Annotated in this window: 18 protein-coding genes; 6 read left to right on the top strand and 12 right to left on the bottom strand. The window is 65.7% G+C overall.

The genetic code is table 11. The features are described from left to right. Positions 1 to 16: 16 nt before the first annotated feature. The 6 genes from ACT4ML_RS10875 to ACT4ML_RS10850 form a co-directional block, all read right to left on the bottom strand. Positions 17 to 172 carry a hypothetical protein gene (locus tag ACT4ML_RS10875; RefSeq protein WP_175416471.1) on the bottom strand — a complete coding sequence of 52 codons (156 nt, stop codon included), beginning with the start codon at positions 170 to 172 and terminating at the stop codon, positions 17 to 19. A gap of 193 nt (positions 173 to 365) precedes the next feature. Beyond that, entirely contained in the window at positions 366 to 1700 is a 1335-nt protein-coding gene (locus ACT4ML_RS10870; RefSeq protein WP_444720885.1) for an ABC transporter ATP-binding protein, read from the bottom strand. Further along, positions 1693 to 2874 (bottom strand): ABC transporter ATP-binding protein, encoded by a 1182-nt coding sequence (locus ACT4ML_RS10865; RefSeq protein ID WP_444720884.1) that lies wholly within the window; start codon positions 2872 to 2874, stop codon positions 1693 to 1695. The genes ACT4ML_RS10870 and ACT4ML_RS10865 overlap by 8 nt, the downstream gene beginning before the upstream one ends. Before the next feature lie 2 nt (positions 2875 to 2876). Next, complete coding sequence (locus ACT4ML_RS10860; RefSeq protein ID WP_444720883.1) at positions 2877 to 3911, bottom strand: ABC transporter permease; 1035 nt, start codon at positions 3909 to 3911, stop codon at positions 2877 to 2879. Positions 3912 to 3913: 2 nt separating this feature from the next. Next, complete coding sequence (locus ACT4ML_RS10855) at positions 3914 to 4915, bottom strand: ABC transporter permease (protein WP_444720882.1); 1002 nt, start codon at positions 4913 to 4915, stop codon at positions 3914 to 3916. 144 nt (positions 4916 to 5059) lie between these two features. Next, a complete protein-coding gene (locus ACT4ML_RS10850) occupies positions 5060 to 6640 on the bottom strand; it encodes an ABC transporter substrate-binding protein (RefSeq protein WP_444720881.1) in 1581 nt (526 codons plus the stop codon). 376 nt (positions 6641 to 7016) lie between these two features. Between ACT4ML_RS10850 and ACT4ML_RS10845 the strand changes: the two genes are divergently transcribed. Together ACT4ML_RS10845 and ACT4ML_RS10840 are read left to right on the top strand one after the other, a co-directional pair. Continuing rightward, on the top strand, positions 7017 to 7436 hold the full coding sequence (locus ACT4ML_RS10845; RefSeq protein ID WP_444720880.1) for a PPC domain-containing DNA-binding protein: 420 nt from the start codon (positions 7017 to 7019) through the stop codon (positions 7434 to 7436). 1 nt (position 7437) lies between these two features. After that, a complete protein-coding gene (locus tag ACT4ML_RS10840; RefSeq protein WP_444720879.1) occupies positions 7438 to 11073 on the top strand; it encodes a DNA polymerase II large subunit in 3636 nt (1211 codons plus the stop codon). A gap of 231 nt (positions 11074 to 11304) precedes the next feature. Here the strand turns inward: ACT4ML_RS10840 and ACT4ML_RS10835 are convergent, their stop codons facing one another. After that, complete coding sequence (locus ACT4ML_RS10835; RefSeq protein ID WP_444720878.1) at positions 11305 to 12216, bottom strand: alpha/beta fold hydrolase; 912 nt, start codon at positions 12214 to 12216, stop codon at positions 11305 to 11307. Between the two features lie 312 nt (positions 12217 to 12528). Between ACT4ML_RS10835 and ACT4ML_RS10830 the strand changes: the two genes are divergently transcribed. Beyond that, positions 12529 to 12867: a DUF7130 family rubredoxin-like protein gene (locus tag ACT4ML_RS10830; protein ID WP_444720877.1), complete on the top strand. Its 339-nt coding sequence runs from the start codon at positions 12529 to 12531 to the stop codon at positions 12865 to 12867. A gap of 280 nt (positions 12868 to 13147) precedes the next feature. Continuing rightward, positions 13148 to 14056 carry a ketopantoate reductase family protein gene (locus ACT4ML_RS10825; protein ID WP_444720876.1) on the top strand — a complete coding sequence of 303 codons (909 nt, stop codon included), beginning with the start codon at positions 13148 to 13150 and terminating at the stop codon, positions 14054 to 14056. A 118-nt stretch (positions 14057 to 14174) separates the two neighbouring features. On the opposite strand, the gene ACT4ML_RS10820 is transcribed toward ACT4ML_RS10825, so the two are convergent. Both ACT4ML_RS10820 and ACT4ML_RS10815 read right to left on the bottom strand, forming a co-directional pair. Then, on the bottom strand, positions 14175 to 14540 hold the full coding sequence (locus tag ACT4ML_RS10820; RefSeq protein WP_006432108.1) for a NifU family protein: 366 nt from the start codon (positions 14538 to 14540) through the stop codon (positions 14175 to 14177). 90 nt (positions 14541 to 14630) lie between these two features. Continuing rightward, the gene (locus ACT4ML_RS10815; protein ID WP_444720875.1) at positions 14631 to 14948 is read right to left on the bottom strand and encodes a DUF5783 family protein; all 318 of its coding nucleotides are present in this window, start codon (positions 14946 to 14948) and stop codon (positions 14631 to 14633) included. A 217-nt stretch (positions 14949 to 15165) separates the two neighbouring features. Between ACT4ML_RS10815 and ACT4ML_RS10810 the strand changes: the two genes are divergently transcribed. Beyond that, a complete protein-coding gene (locus ACT4ML_RS10810) occupies positions 15166 to 15555 on the top strand; it encodes a hypothetical protein (RefSeq protein ID WP_138246620.1) in 390 nt (129 codons plus the stop codon). A 42-nt stretch (positions 15556 to 15597) separates the two neighbouring features. On the opposite strand, the gene ACT4ML_RS10805 is transcribed toward ACT4ML_RS10810, so the two are convergent. Both ACT4ML_RS10805 and ACT4ML_RS10800 read right to left on the bottom strand, forming a co-directional pair. Then, positions 15598 to 16398 carry a DUF7260 family protein gene (locus ACT4ML_RS10805; RefSeq protein ID WP_444720874.1) on the bottom strand — a complete coding sequence of 267 codons (801 nt, stop codon included), beginning with the start codon at positions 16396 to 16398 and terminating at the stop codon, positions 15598 to 15600. Then, on the bottom strand, positions 16395 to 17327 hold the full coding sequence (locus ACT4ML_RS10800) for a DUF7551 domain-containing protein (protein WP_444720873.1): 933 nt from the start codon (positions 17325 to 17327) through the stop codon (positions 16395 to 16397). Before ACT4ML_RS10800 ends, ACT4ML_RS10805 begins: the two co-directional genes overlap by 4 nt. 1259 nt (positions 17328 to 18586) lie before the next feature. On the opposite strand from ACT4ML_RS10800, the gene ACT4ML_RS10795 reads away from it, so the two are divergent. Beyond that, positions 18587 to 19342, top strand: a complete 756-nt coding sequence (locus ACT4ML_RS10795) for a PHP-associated domain-containing protein (protein ID WP_444720872.1) — start codon at positions 18587 to 18589, stop codon at positions 19340 to 19342. A gap of 37 nt (positions 19343 to 19379) precedes the next feature. Here the strand turns inward: ACT4ML_RS10795 and ACT4ML_RS10790 are convergent, their stop codons facing one another. Further along, positions 19380 to 20909, bottom strand: a complete 1530-nt coding sequence (locus tag ACT4ML_RS10790; protein ID WP_444720871.1) for a DHHA1 domain-containing protein — start codon at positions 20907 to 20909, stop codon at positions 19380 to 19382. Positions 20910 to 20942: the final 33 nt, after the last annotated feature.

Below are 20942 nucleotides of genomic sequence, written 5' to 3'. Positions count from 1 at the left end.
GTGGCTCCGTGCCGGCTTATCCGGTCAGGAACCCGCCGGGAGAGACCTGCGTCGCAGGGCGGCCGTCATCGCTCGTCTGGACGCCCGAGAACGACGGTGAGTGTTCGATCGTTCGCTGTACCTTCGCGCCGAATTTCGTGTGTGCTGCCAGAACGGCGAGTATCTTACTCATACACGAGTTAATAGTTGCGGCAGCCTTGTAAGCCTTTTTGCGATGATAATACGTGTTGGATAATCGCCGATCGGACCATTAGCGAACGACTCTCACGATCTCGTTGTGTCGTGCGATCTCTCGGTCGAACACCGCCAGAAACGTGTTCAGTTCCTCGAGGTGAAATCGGTCTCTCCGCGGCGCTCGCCGCCTCTCATCGGTGGAGGTGACAGGCCGCAAAGTGGATCCCGTCGCCGCGCTCGGACTCGAGTTCGTAGGCCGGTCGCTCGCGCGCACAGATGCTTTGCTCGGCGAAAGAGTCGAGCAGGAGATCGGTCGCCGCTTCCCAGCGGTCGGAGTCGTCGTCGGCCTCGCGACCGGCCCCGCCGTCGGTCGCGACGAGGTCGATCGCTTCCTCGACGATCGATCCCGCCTCGCCCTGCGGCAGAACTCCGTCGAAGAACTCGGCCTCGATCCGGGCGGCCGACATCGACTCGAACGACCGCCGCTTGACCGCTCGCATGAACGCTCGCGTCTGCGCCCACTCCCCGTCGGCCCAGTCGTACGCCTCGGGCGCGATCAGTCGCGGACACCGCGTCCGGAACCGACACCCCGAGGGCGGATCGACCGGGCTCGGCACCTCGCCCTCGAGCACGCCGCGCGCGCCGTTCTCCCGCGGATCGGGGACGGGAATCGACTCGAGCAGCGCGCGAGTGTAGGGGTGTTGGGGGTTCTCGAACAGTTCTTCTTTCTCCGCCAACTCGACGATGTGGCCGAGATACATCACCGCCACGCGGTCGGAGATGTGGCGGATCACGGAGAGGTCGTGGGCGATGAAGAGGTAGGTCAGCCCGAACTCGTCTTGGAGTTCGTCCATCGTGTTCAGCACCTGCGCCTGAATGGAGACGTCCAGCGCGGAGACGGGCTCGTCGCAGACGACGAAATCGGGGTCGACCGACAGCGCCCGCGCGAGGTTGATCCGCTGGCGCTGCCCCCCGGAGAAGGCGTGGGGGTGGCGGTTGTAGTGGCGCGGATCGAGCCCCACCTTCTCGAGGAGGTCCTTCGCCCGGGCCTCCCGGCCCTCGTCGTCGAGCAGCCCGTGGGCCCGCATCGGCTCCTCGATGATCTGGCCGACCTTCATCCGCGGATCGAGCGAGGACTGGGGATCCTGAAAGATCATCTGCATGTCCGAGCGGGTCCGCCGGAGTTCCTCGCCGCTCAGGTCGGCCAGATTCTCCCCCTTGAAGTAGATGTCCCCCTCGGTGGGCTCGAGCAGGCGCAGGATCGTCCGCCCGAGCGTGCTCTTCCCGCAGCCGGACTCGCCGACGAGCCCGAGCGTCTCGCCGGGCCGCACCTCGAGGGAGACGTCGTCGACCGCTTTGACGTGTTCCCGATCGACGCTGATCGGCGGGAACTCGTCCGGATCGAACTGCAGGCCCGCGAGCAGTCCCGACTCCTGCGAGAAGTACTTCGTGACGCCCTCGAGTTCGAGCAGCGGTCCCTCCCGGTCGTACCTGCGCTCCTCGTCCAACCGAATGCCACTACTCACGGCTCCCACCCCCGCTGTCGTCGCCGGTCGGGTTGGCCGCGAGTTCCGAGTCCGCGCCCGAGTCGCCGCTCCCCTCGTCTCTCACGGTCGACGCGCCGCCGGCGGCCCCCTCGAGCGGCGGGCTCTCGTCGTAACCCACGTCGAAGGCGTCGTGTTGCACGCAGGCCGCGCGGTGGGGTTCACCGCCGGCGTCGTCGACCACCTTCGCCTCGGGGTGGACCCGCTTGCAGACCTCACGCGCGTCGGGACAGCGCGGATGGAACCGACAGCCCGACGGCGGGGTGATCGCTTCGGGCATGACTCCCTCGATCGCCTCGAGTTCCGTGACGGTCCGATCGGGGCGAGGGATCGAGTCCAGCAGGGCGTCCGTGTAGGGGTGTTTGGTGTCGTAGAACAGTTCGTCCACCGGCGCTTGCTCGACGATCTCGCCGAGGTACATCACGTTCACCCGGTCGCAGATCTCGGCGACGACGCCCAGATCATGGGTGACCCAGATGAAGCTCGTCCCGTACTTCGCTTGGAGGTCGTCGACCAGATCGAGGATCTGGCCCTCGACGGTGACGTCTAAGGCCGTCGTCGGCTCGTCGGCGATGATGAGGCTGGGCTCGCAGGCCAGCGCCATCGCGATGAGCACGCGCTGGCGCATCCCGCCGGAGAACTGGTGGGGATACTCCTCGTAGCGTTCCTCGGGATCGGGGATGCCGACCTCCCGGAGCATGTCGATCGCCTCCGCTCTGGCCTCGTCTTCGGCCAGTCCGCGGTTGAGTTCGATGAACTCCCGCAGTTGACCGCCGACGGTGAAGACGGGGTTGAGCGACTCCATCGGGTCCTGAAAGATCACCGCGATCTCGTTGCCCCGGATTCGGGTCCGTATCTCCTCGTTCGAGAGCACGTCGTCTCGCTCCCGGAGTTCGCCGTCCGGCCCCTCCTCGAGGCCGAAGAGGGTCTCGCCCCGGTAGGTGATCTCGCCGGCGACGATCTCGCCGGGGTTCTCGACGAGACGAAGCAGGCTCATCGAGGCGACCGATTTGCCGGCCCCGCTCTCGCCGACGAGGCCGACGATTTCGCCCTCGCGGACCTCGAAGGAGATGCCGTCGACTGCGCGTACTGTACCGGCTTCGGTGAAGAACTGGGTCTTGAGGTTCTCGACGCGGAGTAGTGGTTCGGAACTCATTGTTAGTCGTCGATTCGCGGGTCGAGGGCGTCCTGCAGGCCGTCGCCGAACAGGTTGAAGCCCATGATGGTGATCATGATCGCGATACCCGGCCAGATCGAGAGCCAGACGTTCGAGTGCATGTAGCCGTGTGCGATGTTGAGCATCTGGCCCCAGTCGGGCGTCGGCGGCTGTGCGCCGTAGCCCAAAAAGGAGAGCCCGGCGACGATGAGGATCGTCACGCCGATCTGGAGCGTCGCGTACACCAGCACCGGCGCGAAGCTGTTCGGCACGACGTGGCGCATGATGATATGTCGGTCCTTCACGCCGGCCGCCCGCGCCGCCTCGATGTAGTCCATCTCGCGGATGCTCAGGACCCGGCTCCGGATGATGCGGGCGAAGACCGGCACGAACGTGATCCCGACGCCGAGTACGGCGTACCAGATGTTCGCCCCGCCGACGAAGACGGTGAAGACGATGATGAGGATCAGCGGCGGGATCGAGTAGACCGTCTCGACGGCCCGCATCAGGATGTCGTCGGCTCGCCCGCCGTAGTAGCCGGCGACGGCACCGATGATCGTCCCGCCGGCGAGCCCGATGAACGTCGAGACGAGCCCGACGAACACCGACACCTGCGTGCCGTAGACGATCCGCGTGAAGTAGTCCCGCCCGGTGTGGTCCGTGCCGAGGGGATGCTCGAGCGTGCCGCCCGCTGGCAGCGGATTCCACGCCTGCTCGGCGAGCGGGAAGTACGGCGGCATGTGCTGTGTCCCCTCGCCCGGCGGCGGGATGTGGGTCGGGTGATCGAAGATCGGCATCAGTCGCGCGAACGTGAAATCCGACAGGAGCCCGAACGTGAGCAGGGAGAGATTGCTGTCGACCACGGCGTAGATCGCGACGAACAGCACGATCGTCACGACGTACAGCCCCCAGCGGGCCGTCGTGTCCCGTTTGATCCGCGCGACGGTGTAGCGCCAGCCGACGCGGGCCTCGACTTCCTCCTCGTCCTCGGACGCCGGTTCTCGGCCGCTCTCGAACTGTGATTCACTGACTGCCATGGTTACTCTCGCTCACCGTAGGTGACTCGCGGGTCGACGTACGCGTAGGAGATGTCGGTGATGATGACGCCGATCACGAACAGGAACCCGAGCATCATCGTGATCCCCATCACGAGCTGGTAGTCGTTCGTCGAGATCGCGTTGACGAACAGCCGCCCCATCCCGTTGATGTTGAACACCGTCTCGACCAGCACCGCGCCGCCGATCGCCGTCGACAGGTTCAGCCCGACGATGGTGATGATCGGGAGCTGGGCGACGTTGAAGGCGTGCTTTCGCAGGATCGTCCGCTCCGGAACGCCATACGCGCGAGCTAACTTGACGTACTCGCCCTGCAGCGACTCGATCATCTGGGTGCGCTCGACGCGCATGATCGTCGCCATCTGTAAGGTCCCCAGCGCGATCATCGGCAACAGGAGGTGTCTGGCCGACTCGTAGTAGAGCTCGAGGTGGCCGTCGATCCCCCGGTAGGCACTCGGCGGCCGCCACGGGTAGATGAGCCCGCTCGAGGGGAGCCAGCCGAGTGTGACCGCGAAGATCAGGATCAGGACGATGCCGATCCAGAACGACGGGGTGCTGACGCCGACGAGCGCGGCGATTCGCGAGACGTGATCGGTCGGCTCGTTCCGCCGGTTGGCGGCGATGATTCCCAGCGGAATCGCCGTAGCCAGCGCGAACGCGTACGCCGACAGGACCAACAGGAGCGTCGGCCCGATCCGGTTCACCATCAGGTCGGCGACCGGCCGCTGGTGGTGGATGCTCTGTCCGAAATCGCCCTGTAGCAGGCCGCCCATGTAGGTCAGGTACCGCTCGTGAAGCGGCCTGTCGAGTCCGTACCGCCGCTCGATCGCCCTGACCAGTTCCTCGCTGTGTTCCTGTCCCTGCAACATCAGACTGACCGGATCGCCCGGTCCCAGATTCGCGAGCAGGAACGTGATGACGGAGATCCCGATCAGGACGGGGATCGCCTGCAGGAGCCTGTATATCGTGTACTTGAGTAGTTTCATCGGTTCGCGAGTCGGGTTGTCGTCTCGTCTGCGCTCGGTCGACGGCGCTGGCGTTCGATCCGCCGAGGTGCGGTTACGGTCGATTGTTCCGGACCGACCGTCGGATCGACCTCGGCGACCGACCGCCGAATCGGGCCGTCGCGCTCACTCCATCGACACGTTCGCGTGATCCGCGATGAGGTCCGGATTTCGCGTGACCTCCGGGTGCGCTTGGAGGTCTTGGACGTAGTCCCTCGAGGCCATCGTGTTGTCCTGCGTGAATGCCGGAAGCGCGGGCAGTTCCTCGACGATCTCCCGGATGACGGGCTCGTAGAGGTCGTATCGTTCGTCCTGATCGGCCGAGTTACGCGCCTGCGCGATGTCGTCGTGGAAGCCGTCGCTCCCCTCGTAGAAGTGGCCCTGATTGACCTCTGCTTGGCTCTCGTGGAAGAGCGAATAGAGGTAGAAATCGGGGTCCGGGCCGCCGGTCCAGCCCAGCAGGTACATCTGGTAGTCGTCCGCGCTGCCGGTCGTGTACGTGTCGACCAGCGTCGCGAAGTCGAGCACTTGGACGTCCGCCCCGTAGCCGATCTCGTCCAGCCGAGTGGCGATCCGCTCGGCGAGTTGCGCCCGGATCCCCTCCGGGGTGATGATCGTCGGCTCGAAGCCGTCGGGCGCGTGTTCGTCGAGCAGCGACTGGGCCTGGTCGGGATCGTAGTCGGGGAGGAGGTCCTGATACTCGTCCGCGGGGAAGCCCCAGACCTCGTTGACGACCGGCGGGATCGGGCTGTACATCGGCGAGGTCACGTTCGCGCCGTTGGACTCGATGAAGTCCTCCATCGAGAACGAGTGGGCGATCCCTCGCCGCACGTCGGTGTTGGTCGTCGGCCCCTCGTTGCAGTTGAACGCCATGTACATGAACGTCGGGCTCTCCGCCGAGTGGAGGGTCACGCCGTCCTCGCCCTCGAGGACGTCCCAGTCGTCGTTTGGAATGCCCGCGATGGCGTCGGTGTTCTCCGAGCGGATGTCGGAGACGCGGCCGGCCTCGTCGTCGTGGGCCTCGAAGCGGACCCGCTCGAGGTTCGGGTCCAGGTCGCCCCAGTAGTCGTCCCACCGCTCGATCTCGACGTACTCGTTTTCCTGCAGTTCGGCGAAGGTGAACGGCCCCGACCCCACGGGGTCCGTGTTGAACGCGTCGCGGTCGTCGGTCCGGACCGATTCGGGGACCACGGTCACGCCCATCGTCTGGAGTTCGAACGGGCCGTACGGCTCCTCGCCGAGGTCGACTTGCAGCTGATAGTCGTCGACGACCTCGGTGTTCTCGATCATGTCGTACTCGGCGGCGTTTTCGGTCTCCTCCTCGACGGGCGCGGTAAACGAGTGAGCCACGTCGGCGGCGGTCACGTCGTCGCCGTTGTGGAACTCCGCGGCTTCTTCGATCTCGAAGATGTACCGGGTGCCGTCGCGCTCGACGGTCGGCTCGCCCGTCGCGAGATTCGGCTGGAGCTCGAGGCCGTCGTCGAACTCGTAGAGCCCGTCGAAGACGAGCTGTATCACCTGGAAGCTGTAGGCGTCGTTCGAGATGACGGGGTCGAACTGCTCCTCGCGCGACTGCTCTTGCGTGAAGTGGAACGCTTCGCCGTCGCCGCTGCCGCCCCCACCGATACACCCTGCGACCACTGCCGCGGAGACGGCGGCCCCCGAGGCGAGGAGTCGCCGCCGCGTCGTTGACTGATTGGACACCATCCTGCTGTGTGGTAGCATCCCACCTATTTTGGTATCAACAGGGTAAAACGTGCAAATCGCTTTTTACTGCTCGATAATGGACTCGTACTCTCTCGTGTGAGTTCGATTTCTGTACACTAATGCGTCATACTGTACATATTAGCCGATTTCTCTCGCGGCCGAGCGACCGCCGGTCGGTTATATAACTGGATACTAGTTGTACTAGTGACTATTGTGCGTGAGATCGAGGCCGCCTCTCCGGGCACCTGCCCCGAACTCGCGTCGCGCGCAGTCGCTCGCAACGGCGGGCAACCCGACACTGCCGCGATCGACCGCGCTGCACTCGGCCGCGGCGCGACCGGTGGGCTTTTTCTGCCGGCCGTCACAGTAGATGCGTATGAACTACCGAGCCGTCGAAACCACTGAGGAGTACGTCGCCAGCCTCGAGCACGGTGCCGACTGGCGGGCCGAGATCGAGTCGCTCGCGGACGACGTCGAGGCCGACGCCGCCTGGTTCACTGCGCTCGGCGCGGTCCAAGACGCCGAACTCTGGTTCTACGATCAAGAGGAGTGCGAGTACTACCCGATCGAGTTCGACGAGCCGCTCGAGGTCGCGAGTTGCGTCGGGAACGTCTCGTGGCTCGACGACGAGCGCTTCGCCCACACGCACGCGGTCCTTTCGGACGACGAGGGAACCACCTACGCCGGCCACCTGAACGAGGCCACCGTCTGGGCCGGCGAGGTCCACATGCGCGTCTTCGAGGAGCCCCTCGAGCGCGAGTACGACGAGACCACCGAACTGGACCTCTGGCTCTGATATGCGGCCGGAAGACGAACGGTACTTCGAGGGGCTCGAGGACCAGCTCGACGAGGCCTTAGATGTCGCCGAGCGAGCCAAAGAACGGGGCGGCGATCCGAAACCCGAGGTCGAGATCCCGGTCGCCAAGGACATGGCCGACCGCGTCGAGAACATCCTCGGAATCGAGGGCGTCGCCGAGCGAGTCCGCGAACTCGAGGGCCAGATGAGCCGCGAGGAGGCCGCCCTCGAACTCGCGGAGGACTTCGCCGAGGGACGCGTGGGCGACTACGAGACGAAAGCGGGCAAGGTCGAGGGAGCGGTCCGCACCGCGGTCGCGCTCCTGACCGAGGGGGTCGTCGCCGCGCCCATCGAGGGGATCGACAGGGTCGAAATCCTCGAGAACGACGACGGGACGGAGTTCGTCAACGTCTACTACGCCGGCCCGATCCGCTCGGCCGGCGGGACCGCACAGGCCCTCTCGGTGCTCGTGGCCGACTACACGCGCGCGCTGGTGGGCATCGAACAGTACAACATCCGCCAGGAGGAGGTCGAACGCTACGCCGAGGAGATCGCCCTCTACGACAAGGAGACCGGCCTCCAGTACTGTCCCAAGGCCAAGGAGGCCAAGTTCATCGCCAAACACCTCCCGATCATGCTCGACGGGGAGGCCACCGGCGACGAGGAGGTTTCGGGCTTCCGTGACTTAGAGCGGGTCGACACCAACAGCGCCCGCGGCGGGATGTGTCTCGTCCTCGGGGAGGGGATCGCGCTGAAAGCACCGAAGATCCAGCGCTACACCCGCAACTTAGACGAGGTCGACTGGCCGTGGCTGCAGGACCTCATCGACGGCAACTACTACGACGACGAGGACCACGCCGCGGACGACACCGATGACGCCGACGACACGGACGAGGAGGCTGCGGAGAGCGACGAAGACGAAGTTGCGGACGACGACGCCGACGGCGACGCGGACGAACCCGACGGCCCGCCCCGCGTCGAGACCTCCGAGAAGTTCCTCCGGGACCTGATCGCCGGCCGTCCCGTCTTCTCTCATCCCTGTGCGAGGGGCGGCTTTCGGCTCCGCTACGGCCGAGCGCGAAACCACGGCTTCGCGACCGCGGGCGTCCACCCCGCCGCGATGCATCTGGTCGACGACTTCCTCGCGACGGGGACGCAGATCAAGACCGAACGCCCCGGGAAGGCCGCCGGCGTCGTCCCCGTCGACTCGCTGGAGGGGCCGACGGTCAAACTCGCCAACGGCGACGTTCGGCGGATCGACGACCCCGAAGACGCCCTCGAGATTCGAAACGGCGTCGAGGCGATCCTCGACCTCGGCGAGTACCTCGTCAACTACGGCGAGTTCGTCGAGAACAACCACCCGCTCGCGCCCGCCTCCTACACCTACGAGTGGTGGGTACAGGACCTCGACGCCGCGGGCGCGGACGTTCAGGCCCTCGAGGACGACCCCCGGATCGACCTCGAGTTCCCCGACCCCGAGGAAGCCGTAGCGTGGGCCACCGAGTACGACGCGCCGCTCCACCCCGAGTACACCTACCTCTGGCACGACATCTCCGTCGACGCGTTCCGGTCGCTGGCCGCGGCCGTCGCGGACGGCCGGATCGAGGGGGACCTCGAGGGCGACTCGACGCTCGTCCTCGAACACAGCGACCCCGTCCGCGATGCCCTCGAGCGGATCGTCCTCGAGCACCGTCAACGGCCGGACGAGGACCGTATCGAAATCGACGACTGGCGGCCGTTCGTCCGCACGGTCGGCTGCGAACCGCGACGCACCGCCGCCGACGGCGCGGCACTCGAGCCCGAGGCCCGCGAGCCCGCCGTCGAACTCGAGCGGACGTGGGCCGACGCCGACCTCTCCGAGCGCGCCCGAACGTGGGGCCACGAGGCCGAGGGCGACAACGCCATCGAGGCGGTCAACGAGGTCGCGCCGTTTCGGGTCCGCGAACGCGCCCCGACGCGCGTCGGCAACCGAATGGGGCGACCGGAGAAGTCCGAGCGCCGCGACCTGAGCCCGCCGGTCCACACGCTGTTCCCGATCGGCGAAGCCGGCGGCGCACAGCGCAACGTCGCCGACGCCGCCAAACACGCCGAGACGATGTCCGATACCCCCGGCGTCGTCGAACTGCAGATCGGCCGCCAGCGCTGTGAGTCCTGTGGCACCGAGACGTTCAAGAACCGCTGTCCGGACTGCGACGCCCGGACGACGCCGGATTACCGCTGTCCGGACTGCGACCAGCGCCTCGAGCCCGACGAGGCCGGCCGCGTCGAGTGCGACCACTGCGAGCGCGAGGGGACCTGCGTCGAACCCCGCGAGATCGACGTCCACGAGGAGTACCGCGACGCCCTCGAGTCGGTCGGCGAGCGCGAGAACGCCTTCGAGATTCTGAAAGGCGTCAAGGGACTCACGTCGTCGACTAAGATACCCGAACCCATCGAGAAGGGGATCCTGCGCGCGAAACACGACGTTTCCTCGTTCAAGGACGGCACCGTCCGCTACGACATGACCGACCTGCCGGTCACGTCGGTCCGGGCGAGCGAACTCGACATCGACGTCGGCCAACTCCAGGCGCTCGGCTACGAGGAGGACATCCACGGCGAACCGCTCACCCACGAGGACCAACTGGTCGAACTCAAGGTCCAAGACATCGTCCTCTCGGACGGCGCGGCCGAACACATGCTGCAGACGGCCGACTTCATCGACGACCTCCTCGAGCAGTACTACGGCCTCGAGCCGTACTACGAGTTCGAGGACCGGCAGGACCTCGTCGGCGAACTCGTCTTCGGGATGGCACCGCACACCTCGGCCGCGACTGTCGGGCGCGTGATCGGGTTCACCAGTGCCGCAGTCGGATACGCGCATCCGTACTTTCACGCCGCGAAGCGGCGGAACTGTGACGGTGACGAGGACTGCGTCATGCTGCTTCTCGACGGACTTCTCAACTTCAGTAAGTCGTTCCTGCCCGACCAGCGCGGGGGGAAGATGGACGCCCCGCTGGTCATGTCCTCCCGCATCGACCCCTCCGAGATCGACGACGAGGCCCACAACATGGACGTCGTCACGCAGTACCCCCGCGAGTTCTACCTCGCGACACGCGAGCAGGCAGACCCGGAGGACGTCGACGTCGAAATCGCCGAGGACACCCTCGGAACCGACACGGAGTATACCGGCTTCGAGCACACCCACGACACCACCGACATCGCGATGGGGCCCGACCTCTCGGCGTACAAGACGCTCGGCTCGATGATGGACAAGATGGACGCCCAACTCGAGCTCTCGCGCAAGCTCGCGGCCGTCGACGAGACGGACGTGGCCGAGCGGGTCATCGAGTACCACTTCCTGCCGGACCTGATCGGCAACCTGCGGGCCTTCTCCCGGCAGGAGACGCGCTGTCTCGACTGCGGCGAGAAGTTCCGGCGGATGCCCCTGACCGGCGACTGCCGCGAATGCGGTGGCCGCGTCAACCTCACCGTCCACAAGGGCTCCGTGAACAAGTACATGCAGACCGCGATCCAGGTCGCCGAGGAGTACGACTGTCGCGACTACACGAAACAGCGGTTAGAGGTCCTCGAGCGCTCGCTCGAGAGTATCTTCGAGAACGATAAGAACAAGCAGAGTGGGATCGAGGATTTCATGTAGGAAATTTTGCTCTGCGTGCGGTCGCGAAGCGACCGCACTCGGCAAAATTTCCATCAAAAGCACTCCTCCCTCCTCTCCGTTCGCTTCGCTCACTCCGAGTCAGTCGTCGGCCCGCTCGCTCAGCCTTCGGCTTCGCTCGCGGTCGGAATCGGGTAACTGCCTGCCCTTCCCCGGGTCACGCGGTTCGCCGCGAGTGCGGCGAACGCGCGTTCCCGGCCACGTACGACTCGATTAATCGCCGCTGGCTCGAGTCACGCCGGGCATTCCTTCTTTGGTGTACTGCGGCATCGGCGAATCCTGCGGGTCCGGCAGCCACTCGCGGAGCCGCTCGTTGAACCGCTCGGGCTGCTCTCGAGGCGTCCAGTGGCCGCAGTCGTCGATCAGTTCCAGTTCGCTGTTCGGAATCTTCTCCGCCGCGCGGATCGACCACTCGACGGGGACCAGCGGGTCCTGTCTCCCGTGGACGAGCAGCGTCGGGACCGCCAGCGACTCGAGGTCGTCGACGAAGTTCGTCGCGACGCGGCCGCTGAAGGTGAGTTCGTTGTCCTGAAACGCCTTGAAGGCCTGTATCGAGCCCGGCTCCATCAGTTTCCGTCTGGCGTCGTCGACGAAGCGATCGGGCAACGCGTCGGCGTCCGCGACGAGCGAATCGAGGACCATGCGGACGCTCCTCGTCGTGGTACTGGCGGCGATCTTCCCGAATTCGGTCATTCCGGGGACCTGTGAGAGGGTCTTCCACGCGAGGGCGCTGGGCAACCGCCCGCCGAGCCCGTAGCTGTCGACGAGCGCGAGCCGCTCGATGCGGTCCGGATTCTCGAGCGCATAGCCGAGAGCGACGCCGCCGCCCATCGAGATGCCGGCCAGCGAGACGCGCTCGAAGGGGAGCGTCTCGAGGAAGCCGTCGAGGATGTCGACGTACGTCTCGACGGAGTGTGTGACGTCTCCCGTGCTGTTCCCGTACTCCGGCCAGTCGAGCGCGTAGACTCGATAGTCGTCCGCGAGGGCGTCGATAGTGTGTCGCCACGAGACGGTCGCGTCGTCGATACCGGCACCGTGACAGAGGACGACGGGCGGACCGCTCGTCCCCGCCCGCCGGTAGGCGATCCGACAGTCGCCGACGGGAGCGATACCGGTCCCGCTCATGATCGAATCACGTCATCGTTGGAACGTCCTGCATCCGTATTAGCACACGGATTGCGACTGAGGGGTGTGTCGGGCGGGACGATACCGAGACGAACTATCATAGCACGTGTCTCTCCGAAGACTGTATATTGTTTTCTATTACCGTGATGAGAGCTATCATACTCTCGGAGTCCGAGCGGCTCATGTGTGCGCTCACGGTATCGACAGACTCCCTCATCTGAAAGCTCCTCTATCGCGCGACTCACACCCTCGAGCGGCCGCTCGCACAATGCACGCTGTGTCTTTATCGACGTTGCTGGCGTGGACGTTCCCATGGTCGAGACTGGCGAGACACCGACGAAAGAGGGCGAGGAGGAGGCCGTCGAAGAGGTGGAGAACCTCAACTTCGGACAGACGGTCTACGACGGGGATGGGAACGAAATCGGACGCATTCGCGGCTTCGAACAGAGCGGCTTCTTCGTCACCACTCGCGAGGGAGCCGAGGCGATGAGCGTCGAACATGCCCGTTCGGGGCAGTCGTTCGGCGAGGCCCACTTGATGTGGCGCTGTATGGAGTGCGGTGAAATGGGCGACATCGAGGGCGGTCTCCCCGACGAATGTCCGAACTGCGACACGCAGCGGGAAGATCTGATGTACTGGACCGAGGACTGACTCGAGGCGGCATCGACCGATCGGTTCGGTGCTCGCCCTCACTCCTCAATTCTATATATCGAAATAGGATTTATTCCAGCTCGCGACGTCGATTCGTGCGGGCAATTCGCACGCTCCGCGAGCAGCGACGATTGGGGCTCGAGGCGGACACTGTATCCCGAAAACGGGGCGGCACCGACCGTGAGGACCTGTACTACTGGACCGAGGACTGAGCACGGCCGCCTGCCTCCCCTGATCCCAGACGACAACCGTTTTTATTCCGCTCGTTCCACCTCGAGCCATGGATATCGTCGTGTTCGGTGCGGGGAGTCTCGGCAGTCTCGTCGGCGGACTGCTCGCGCGCGAACACGCGGTCACCCTCGTCGCTCGAGCGGCCCACGCCGACGCCGTTCGCGAGTCGGGACTGCGCCTCGAGGGGGTCGGAGCCGAGTATCCCGACCGCGTGTTTCCGGCGGCGACGACCAACGGAACGGGTCTCGAGGCGGACCTCGCGATCGTGGCGGTCAAATCGTTCGACACCGCCGCGGCCGCGGAGGCGCTCGCGACGGGGTCGTTCGAGGCCGTGCTCTCGCTGCAGAACGGGATGGGAAACGAGGCGACGCTCGCGGCGCGGCTCGAGGCCCCGGTCCTCGCCGGCACGGCGACCTACGGCGCGGTCCTGCGGGAACCGGGCGTCGTCGACTGTACCGGCGTCGGCGAGGTCGTGCTGGGCGCTCGCGACGGCGGCCCCTCGAATACCGCGGATCGGATCGGCGAGGCGTTCGCGGCCGCCGGCCTCGAGACGACCGTCGCCGACGACATGCCCCGCCGCCTGTGGGAGAAACTCGCGGTCAACGCGGCGATCAACCCGGTGACGGCCCTGACCGCGACGGAAAACGGTGCCGTCCTCGCGGAGCCGGCCACTGACCTCGCACGTAGCGCCGCCCGCGAGACGGCACGCGTCGCTCGCGCCTGCGACGTTACCCTGTCGGACCGCGACGCGCTGGCCGCGATGGAAGGGGTCGCCGAGGCGACGGCCGCCAACACGTCCTCCATGCGCCAAGACGTGCTGGCCGACCGCCGCACCGAAATCGACGCGATCAACGGCTACGTCGTCGACCGCGCGGCCGATCACGGCCTCGAGGTCCCGACGAATCAGACACTCGCGGCGCTGCTCAGGACGTGGGAACGCGGTCGAGACGTGCGGTGATCCGTCTTCGCTTCTCGCGGTGATCAGAGACTGAGCGACCGAAGTCGGTCACACCCGGCGCCGGTGCTATGCGGCTAAAATAGCAAAACCGTCGGTTCGGAACCGCGCGGACGAGGCGTTAGAACGGTGCTTCCGGGCCTTCGTCGGCTTCGCCGCCGTCGTCGTCGACGGTCTCGCCGGGGAAGGAGGGGCTCATGCCGCCCATCTCCTCTTCGCCGCCGTCCATGCCGGTGGAGGCGTTGACCTTCTCGACCTCGGGGATCTCCTTGACCATTCGGCTCTTGATCGCCTGAATCGTCATCGGCGAGATACCGCAGCCACTGCACGCGCCACCGAGGGCGATGCTGACTTCACCGGTCTCGCGATCGATGTCCTGAATCGCCGCGCTGCCGCCGTGCATCTGAATCTGCGGGAAGTTCCGTCGCAGGAAGTTCGTCACGCGGTCCTCGAGGTCGTCCCCGTCGTTCTGGGTCTCGGTGCTCATAGAAATCCATTGGGTATCAGCCCCCCTAAACCTTCCGTCCTCCATGTTCGGCTGCCGGCGACCGCGACGCGCGGACGGCCGAACTCCGTGTTACTGGAAGCCGAAGACGCGCTGCAGTTCGGTTTCGATCTCCTCGACGTGGGTCTCGAGTACCGTTTCGAACCGGTCTTCCTCGACGAGCACGCCGGAGACCCGTCCGTAGGGGTCGTCGGGGAGTTCGACGCGGAACTCGCCGTCCCCTTCGTAGAACGGTTCGCTCTCGTTGAGGACTTGCTGGTCGATCGCGTGGACCAGCTCGGAGTCGTATTGGTCGTTCATACGGTTGAACGCGTTCTTGTACGCCTGCTGCAGTTCGGGGAAGTAGTTGGCGTACTTGTCCTCGAACTTGTCGGGATCGAAGTCGGCCATACCGTAGTCCAACGGTAGCGACACTAAAAGTCGGACGATTGCCCCCGCTCGGCGGGTCCTCCTCCGGATCGATCGGCTCTGGTAGGATCGCGTTGCGTTCGGACCCGACTCGCGGCTCGGAGACGTAACACACAGTTGATGCTGTAGGGGGTCCCTATATAGGAGCGTGCGCTTGCAAGCGGAACGGACACTCCCGTTCTGGGCGATATCGACGCACATGGCTGCTGATCAGGACCCCATTCCGCGCGAGGCGTTGCCGCCGAGATGGGGGCTCGCCGAACTCCGAAACGATCGGTTCACCTATCGTCACAGCCGGCCGCCGATCGAACTGATCGCGGAGGCGACCATCGCCGACCGATCCCACCCGGGTCTGGGCATCTGTCGGTGCTGGGAGCTCCGATATCGGTACTTCCTCGCGGACCGGACGATCACCGAGTCGATCGGCCGCGTCTCGACGCAACGGGCCGCCGTCGACGGCCTGCTCGACTGTATGCACCGCATTCACGACACCGTCTCGGCGGCCGACGACGCACTCGAGGTGGGCGAAGTACTCGACAGCGTCTCCCTCACCGATCTCGTTCCGAACGGCCTCTCCCGGCCGAAATAGTGCCGACGGCACCTCGATACCTGGCGACCGCACCCGGGACCGTCACACGCGCCGGGTCAGGTGCGCTCGAACCGTTTCCTGACAATCCCCACAGATTCCGTACAACCGCGTCGTACTCGAGAGGAGCGGATACCGGGCCGAACACGCCGAGTAAAGCGATGCTACCACCGTTCGATACCGAGTCCCGCCCGGACCGTAGCGATTCGTCGACCCGGTAAACTGTGCTTGCCGCGCTTCGGTCCGCTCCTCGAGTCGCTCCCGATAGGTCGCGAGCCGCTCGTGTTTCGCCCGCAGCGTCTCGAAGTCACACTGTAAGAGTGACTCGTCGGCCGTCGACTGCAGCCACGCAACGATCTCGTCGATTTCGTCGATCGCTGCCTCGAGCGTGTCCCGTTCGTTTTGCAGGGTGTCTTGGAGCGCCGTCACCTCCCGTTGTCTGTTCCCGATCTCCGCGAGAACGGCCCGTTTGAGCGGCGGCGTCCACCCGGTTTCGGTCGCGAGCGCGACGGCGATGTCCTCGGTCAACTCCGCCGCGATCGTCTCGGCGAGCGATTCCTCGTCCTCGAGGTCGGCGGTGCTGTGTGGCCGGACCGTTTCGGCGAACGCCTCCCGGACGGTGACACAGCGGTCTCCGGACACTTCAGGGGTCGATCCCTGTACGCCCGCCGTCGCCACCGGTGTCGCCGCGGTCGCTTGTTGGATTCCCGCCGACGCGGGGGGTTTCGCCGGCACCGCCCGCACGCGCTCCGCGAAGGCCTCGAAGGCTTCCCCGCGCTCTGCAACGGCGTCTTCCTCCACCTCGAGATGCTCGAGCGCCCGGTGGGCCGCCGTCGACCCGGTCATTGCTCCGCCTCCCGCGTACAGACGAGTCCGCCGGTCGCCTCCGTGTCGCTCGTCAGGACGAACTGCCAGTCACCGTCGCCGAGTGCGGTGACGTCGGTCACGCCGAGCGCTGCGGTCGTCGTCGCCGACCGACGCAGGATATCGATCCCGATCGGCAGCGTCGGGAACCGTTGCTCGCCGCACTCGATGACGTATCCTCGCAGGGAGACGGTCCAGATGTCGCCGGTCGCGTCGGCCGAATCCCGCGTGACGCCGTACTCTCGGACCAGCGACAGCGAATCCAGGAACGCGAGGCTCTCGTCGACCGGATCGTCCGCCGGCTCGACCGGTGAGAGATTCGCCGCTGCCGCTTGCAGCACCTCGGTCCGTTCCGTTGCGCTCAGATGCGCCTCGAGTTCCGACGCCATCGCCTCGAGTAGAACCAGACAGAGCGTGTTCCGATCGATCGTCGCTTCGGCGGCGGCCATATACGTCTCCATGATCGCCCGCTCGGCGTCCTCGTGTTCCCGGACCGAGAGCGACTCGAAGACGGCCCCCGAGACGTCGTGGCAGAAACTGATCAGCGGGTCGTCCCGACTCCCTTGCGTTCCACTGCTCGACGGCTGCGCTTGGGTTTTCGGTCCTGCTCGAGCGGAACCGTGAGTGGCCTCGTCCGTCTTCGTGTCCGCATCTCCGTCCGCGTCGGCCGGTCGCTCCTGACAGGCGACCGGATCGTAGTAGGGTAACTGCGGATCGTACCGTCTGAGCGCGGCGCGGTACTGTTCGGTGGCCCGTGCGGCGTCGGCCGCGTCCGTGCGGGTCGCAAAGCGCTGGCCGGCGACCGGGACGGGCCGTTCGCCGGAGCGAGCGCAGACGACGTAGTACGACCCGTCGTCGCTGGCCAACTGTTCGATGTGATGGCGAATCTCTCTGAGTGTGGTTCCGACCATGGGTTTCCTCCAGTCGTTTCTCCGCCGCGGGCTCCGCGCGGACCGTGCTCGACGGACGAGTGCCGTACTGCAACCCCGCCGAACGGCCCGTCTCCGCGCTCCCGTCGTCGGATCAGTTATTGTTTAGGCCAACCTAAACCATGATAAGTCCATCGAAGTTTAGGCTGCCCTACCAATTCGCCACGGCGACCCCTCGTCCGTCCGTTGGTCGAATTTAGTATATCGTTATATGATTCATTCCTTGAATGCGCACGGCGTGATTCGGCCCGCTCGAGTCCGCGAACGCCAGCAGACGAACAGGTCGACACATCGATCTCGAGCGACTGAGCTATCACTGGCCGCGTGATGTGGTGTGGCGTTCGAGGGACTCCGCCGCTTTCCGAACCAGTCGGGTATGACGGTCTCGCTCCTCGGCGCGAGCGGGTGAGTTGACGACGAATCACCGGACGAACTGCTCGAGCGGAGGATTAGCGTCTCGTGAAGCGGCGAAATCGCCGGTATTGACCGCTCGAACTTCGAGGCCATCGCCGGGGACGACCGATCCGAACGAGATCGCGAACCGCTGCCGGCCACGACGCCGTCTCGCCGTCCTCGGACCGGAAGGATGGAGGACATCGACGTGCTCACCTCTCCAGCCTCCTCGAGGACCGACGCCGACGGCTGTCGTTCGACTGCTCTGGTCCTCCGGTGGGTCAGACTCGCAGTCGGAGCAGATGGGGGACTCCTCGCAACCGATTCGTTCCACGATTGCATCCCACTCGCGCGAATCTCCATCGACGCGCTCGAACTCGCTTGCGAGGCCGACGACCTCGGTCGTTTTCTTGCCCGCCCGCGGTCATCGCACCCGGGACGTGAACAGGGAGTACCGGATTGCCGAGAGCGAACTCGCCGACAAGGACGGGGAGAGTTACGATTCGATCGCGGTGCTTGCAATCGTGTTCCGCTGAAAACTCGAGCGCAGCGCTGTCGATACCAGCTCGATAGTCGCTCCTGATCGCCGGTCGTCCGCGAGATCGCTGTAGAGTCCGCTCGAGACGCGTCTGATCTCCAACCACTCATTTCGCCGGTTTTTGCCGTATCGCTGTGTCTTCCGTTCGAACTCGGTCTCCCTCACGACTGTCCGACTCGAGTCACAAACCACATAACGATATATTGAATTCCGAACAGCGCGCTACTGCCGGTCAGCAGCGCAGTGTTTATGCGCGACAACGAGCTATTGGTGGTAGCGACTTCCGCCGCACCTGATACCTGGCATCCCCATGACCACTCAGATTCCGTTCGCGATCGACTTTCACGTCCACTCCGACGACTCCTACGACGGGCACGAACCGATCGAACTCATCCTGGAACACGCCGCCGATATCGGACTCGACGGCGTCGTCATCACCGACCACGACGAGATCGACGAATCGCTGCGCGCCGCCGACCTCGCACCGAAATACGGGTTGATCGGCATTCCCGGCGTCGAGGTTTCGACCCAACAGGGTCACCTGCTCGCGATCGGCGTCGAGAAGCGTCCCGATCCCGGCCGGCCGTTCATGGAGACCGTCGAGACCGTCCGCGAACTCGGCGGCGTGGCGATCGTCCCCCACCCCTTTCAGCGCAGCCGTCACGGCGTCCGGAAACGCAATATCGACGACGCCGACGCTATCGAGACCTACAATTCGATGGTCTTTACCGGCTACCGAAACCGGCGTGCTCGCACCTTCGCGACGCGTCGCGACTATCCCCAGATCGGAGCCAGCGACGCCCACTACCTGCCGAACGTGGGTAAGGCCTTCACCGAGGTTCTCGTGACCCCCGACACGGCGAACCCGACGAAGGCCGATATCGACGGCGACGACCTCGTCGATGCGATCCTCGAGGGCCGGACCCAGATCCACGGCAAGCGCACGCCGATCCGCAAGAGCGCGGTTCAGTACGGCAAAGGTGCGGTGCGGAAGACGGCGTACATGTTCACTTCGCGCGCACCGTTGCTGCCGACGGTGCCGGCCTCGATGGACAGATCGACGTAATCGGGTCTCGAGTCGGCAACGCTGGGAATCGTCTCCGTTACGAGAGTTGCTCGCCGACGATTTCGTCGGCGTGCTCGACGAACGCCTCTTCCGTACCTTTCGGCACCGTTGCTCCCGCCGCGACGTCGTGGCCGCCGCCGTCGCCGCCTACAGCGCGGGAGGCCTCGCCCATCACGACCGAGAGGTCGAGTCCCTGTCGGACGAGCGAGTGGGTGCCCCGCGAGGAGACTTTGACCTCGTCGTCGTCCTCCGCGGCGTCGCCGCTCCGGTTCGCGGAGCCGTGCCCCGCGCTCTTCTCCGCGAAGGCGATGATCGGCTTCGAGCGGCTGATCCCCTGATTTCCCATCGCCATGCCCGCGACGATGCCGACGATGGTCTCGCGAATTTCGTCGCCCGCGTGGAACCACTGGACGTGGTCCTCCTGGGTCGCGCCCTCGCGAGTGACGAGGTCGATCCCGTTCGAGAGGTTCCGCCGGTGTTCGCGCAGGAGTTGTCGCGCGCGCTCGAGCGCGCCGTCTCGATCGCCGAGACAGACGCCGAGCCCCACGTCGGCTCGTTCGTAGCGCGCGGTCGCGTTCAGCAGGGTCGAGAATTCGCTTGCGTCCCGGAGCTCGGTGCCGACGGGCTCCTCGCTCAAGACGTAGGCCGTACTCACGAGTTGGTCGATCTTTTTTGCTGGGACGCCGCTCGAGACGGCTCGTTGGACGAGCGCGCTGGCGACGGTCTGTTTCTCGTCGTTGGTCAGCCCGGCCCAGCGCCGCCACTCCCCGTCGCGTTTCAACTCGAGATCGAGGCCGTCGAGGAATCGCAGCGCGCCGTTTTCGTCGTTCGAGATCCCCGGAATGTGAACGTCGGTCGCGTACTCGAGCAGTTTCGGGAGCGGCCGGGTCTGTTTCCCGTAGAGTGCGAGGTCCTTGCCCGTCTCGAGGACGCCGGCGTCGACCCCCTCCTCGACGATGCCCGCGTTCGCGCCGTGGAGTTCGCCGCCGGAGGCCTGCATGTCGCCGACCGCGCCGACGACCGCGAGGGCGGCGAGGTCGCGGTTGTCGGCGCGGACGTTCGTCGCTCCCGACGCGGTGACGATGCCTCCATCCGCCGCGACTGCAGGGTCCGGTTCGGTGTTAGAAACCGACGCTAGCGCCCGCGCGAGGACGTAACTCGCCCCGGCTCCGGACAGCTCCGAGGCCCCGTTGATCCCGAACAGCAGCGGGTTGAGGTGGTACTCAGTCTCTCGGTCGGCGGGCTGGTGGTGGTCCGCGATAACGGGGGTGAAATCGCCCGCCGCCTCGTGGTCGCCGATGATATCGAGTTGGCCGCTCCCGAAGTCGGTGAAGAGAACGGTGTCGTAGTCGGTCGCCGCGATCGCGGCGACCGCGTCCTCGTCGAGTTGCTTCTCGAAGACCGTCTCGAAGGGGATCGCAGCCCGCTCGAGGGCCTGTGCGGCGATCGCGGCGCTGGTGAGCCCGTCGGCGTCGATGTGCGAAGCGAGCAGCACGCGATCGGCGTCGCACAGCCGTTCGGCGCACGTTACCGCGCGATCCTCGAGTTCGGGAACCGGCCCTGCCATCGGGGAACAGTGGGGCGGCTTCGCTCATAAACC

The sequence above is a fragment of the Natrinema sp. LN54 genome (assembly GCF_052439245.1).
Taxonomy (GTDB): domain Archaea; phylum Halobacteriota; class Halobacteria; order Halobacteriales; family Natrialbaceae; genus Natrinema; species Natrinema versiforme_A.
The sequence above is the reverse complement of the archived record's forward strand: the minus strand, read 5'-3'. Positions and strand labels throughout refer to the sequence as shown.

Bases quoted from the DNA above. Each gene is read 5' to 3' on its own strand.
- ACT4ML_RS10810 (WP_138246620.1), top strand. From the start codon at position 15,166: ATGGCTGCTGATCAGGACCCCATTCCGCGCGAGGCGTTGCCGCCGAGA.
- ACT4ML_RS10790 (WP_444720871.1), bottom strand. From the start codon at position 20,909: ATGGCAGGGCCGGTTCCCGAACTCGAGGATCGCGCGGTAACGTGCGCC.
- ACT4ML_RS10805 (WP_444720874.1), bottom strand. From the start codon at position 16,398: ATGACCGGGTCGACGGCGGCCCACCGGGCGCTCGAGCATCTCGAGGTG.
- ACT4ML_RS10840 (WP_444720879.1), top strand. From the start codon at position 7,438: ATGCGGCCGGAAGACGAACGGTACTTCGAGGGGCTCGAGGACCAGCTC.
- ACT4ML_RS10875 (WP_175416471.1), bottom strand. From the start codon at position 172: ATGAGTAAGATACTCGCCGTTCTGGCAGCACACACGAAATTCGGCGCG.
- ACT4ML_RS10865 (WP_444720884.1), bottom strand. From the start codon at position 2,874: ATGAGTTCCGAACCACTACTCCGCGTCGAGAACCTCAAGACCCAGTTC.
- ACT4ML_RS10830 (WP_444720877.1), top strand. From the start codon at position 12,529: ATGGTCGAGACTGGCGAGACACCGACGAAAGAGGGCGAGGAGGAGGCC.
- ACT4ML_RS10795 (WP_444720872.1), top strand. From the start codon at position 18,587: ATGACCACTCAGATTCCGTTCGCGATCGACTTTCACGTCCACTCCGAC.
- ACT4ML_RS10815 (WP_444720875.1), bottom strand. From the start codon at position 14,948: ATGGCCGACTTCGATCCCGACAAGTTCGAGGACAAGTACGCCAACTAC.
- ACT4ML_RS10850 (WP_444720881.1), bottom strand. From the start codon at position 6,640: ATGGTGTCCAATCAGTCAACGACGCGGCGGCGACTCCTCGCCTCGGGG.
- ACT4ML_RS10835 (WP_444720878.1), bottom strand. From the start codon at position 12,216: ATGAGCGGGACCGGTATCGCTCCCGTCGGCGACTGTCGGATCGCCTAC.
- ACT4ML_RS10845 (WP_444720880.1), top strand. From the start codon at position 7,017: ATGAACTACCGAGCCGTCGAAACCACTGAGGAGTACGTCGCCAGCCTC.
- ACT4ML_RS10800 (WP_444720873.1), bottom strand. From the start codon at position 17,327: ATGGTCGGAACCACACTCAGAGAGATTCGCCATCACATCGAACAGTTG.
- ACT4ML_RS10825 (WP_444720876.1), top strand. From the start codon at position 13,148: ATGGATATCGTCGTGTTCGGTGCGGGGAGTCTCGGCAGTCTCGTCGGC.
- ACT4ML_RS10860 (WP_444720883.1), bottom strand. From the start codon at position 3,911: ATGGCAGTCAGTGAATCACAGTTCGAGAGCGGCCGAGAACCGGCGTCC.
- ACT4ML_RS10820 (WP_006432108.1), bottom strand. From the start codon at position 14,540: ATGAGCACCGAGACCCAGAACGACGGGGACGACCTCGAGGACCGCGTG.
- ACT4ML_RS10855 (WP_444720882.1), bottom strand. From the start codon at position 4,915: ATGAAACTACTCAAGTACACGATATACAGGCTCCTGCAGGCGATCCCC.